Source organism: Arthrobacter sp. Y3223164 (genome assembly GCF_059091005.1).
Window position 1 is genome coordinate 1 of the sequence record NZ_JBNHGF010000548.1, and the last position, 1,442, is coordinate 1,442.

The window sequence follows — 1,442 nt, forward strand, 5'->3', positions numbered from 1 at the left end:
CGGTGCGCCGTCCTGGCGTGCGGCGCCGCGAGCACCGCCGAACAGATTGCCTTCGCGCAGGCGCAGGTCGCGGCCATCCGGCTGGACCCGCACTTCTCCGGCGGCGACTATTACGGGGGCCCCGCTCCCGAGGCGGGACTGGGTATCGCCCGGCGGATCGCGCACATCAACTACCGCTCGGAGCCGGAGCTGGAGTACAGGTTCGGCCGTAAGCCGCAGGCGGAGGAGCAGCCGTACGGCGGCATCACGCCGTCCGCCCGTGGCCGCTATGCCGTGGAAAGCTACCTCGACTACCAGGCGGACAAGCTCGTCGCGCGCTTCGACGCCAACAGCTACATCCTGCTCACCGAGGCCCTCATCAGCCACGACGTTGCCCGGGGCCGGGGCTCGCTGGAGCAGTCGCTCGGCGGCCTCACCGACACGCAGTTCTTCGTCGCCGCGGTGGATTCCGATCGCCTGTACTTCCCCGAACAGTCGCGGCAGCTGGCCGAGGCGTTGCCCGGGGCGGTCAAGGTCCACACCATCGAGACGCCGCTGGGCCACGACGGTTTCCTCACCGACATCCACCAGCTGCACGAGGCCCTCACCGAGGCGTTCTTCGCGCCCGCCTGACTTTTCCGCCCGCGTGACAGCGGCCTCGGTACGACGTCGGTGCCCGCCGTCCGCGCCCATTCCCACCGCTGCGCCCGATCAGGGGGAGCGGAGCGTCAGGTCAGTTCGAGCGATACCGGCCGCCGCAGGAAGGCCGCGTACCGTTCCACCGCCTCGTCCACGGCCTGCCGCTCCGGCTCGGTCAAGACCCGCAGCGGCTTGAGCCGCAGCTCGGCGGAGCCGGGCCCTAGGACGTGTCTCCAGTTGCCGGCCATCCGTCCGTCCAACAGCAGCACGTGGATCGGCACGTCGCCGCCCGGCGCCGCCGGCGCGCTGCCGCCCAGATAGCCGCGGGTCTTGGTGTAACCCATGACGTATTCGTCGTAACACTGAATCAGGTCCGCCCGCGGGTGTCCGTCGCCCGCCGCCGCAGCGGCGCCGCCGATCGTCCCGGCGGCGGGGGAGTACCAGAGCTGTTGCCCCTCGGTTTCGAACACTTCCAGTCCGTCTCGGCCCCCGGCTTCGAGGCCGCGCTTGAGGTCCGCCTGAGGCAGTTTGGACCAGTCGGAACAGTCCTTCAAGGTGGCCGGTCCGCGGCTGGTGAAGTACCGCCCGGTCAGTTGGGCCAGCGCCGCGTCGCGGTCGAAGTCCGCGGCCAGCGGCGGTACCCGCTCGTCGAAGGCCGCGTACGTCTGCTGCACGGCGCCCGACGCGGCGGTCCGCGGAGGCCCGTTCACCAGCACCCGGTCCATCTCCGCATGGAACACAAGATGCCCCAGCCGCTGCCCGCGCAGCGTCGCTCCGTTCAGCCTCGCGCCGTCGTCCTTGAGCAGCGCCGCGTGGGCGAGCCG

2 protein-coding genes are annotated in these 1,442 nt (G+C 71.2%); one reads left to right on the plus strand and one right to left on the minus strand.

Annotated elements, in window-relative coordinates; genetic code table 11:
- Positions 1-612: homoserine O-acetyltransferase family protein (locus AC5RUJ_RS16280; protein ID WP_494156248.1), on the plus strand; the 612-nt coding region annotated here is incomplete at its 5' end.
- A gap of 95 nt (positions 613-707) precedes the next feature.
- On the opposite strand, the gene AC5RUJ_RS16285 is transcribed toward AC5RUJ_RS16280, so the two are convergent.
- Positions 708-1,442: DNA glycosylase AlkZ-like family protein (locus tag AC5RUJ_RS16285; protein ID WP_494156249.1), on the minus strand; the 735-nt coding region annotated here is incomplete at its 5' end.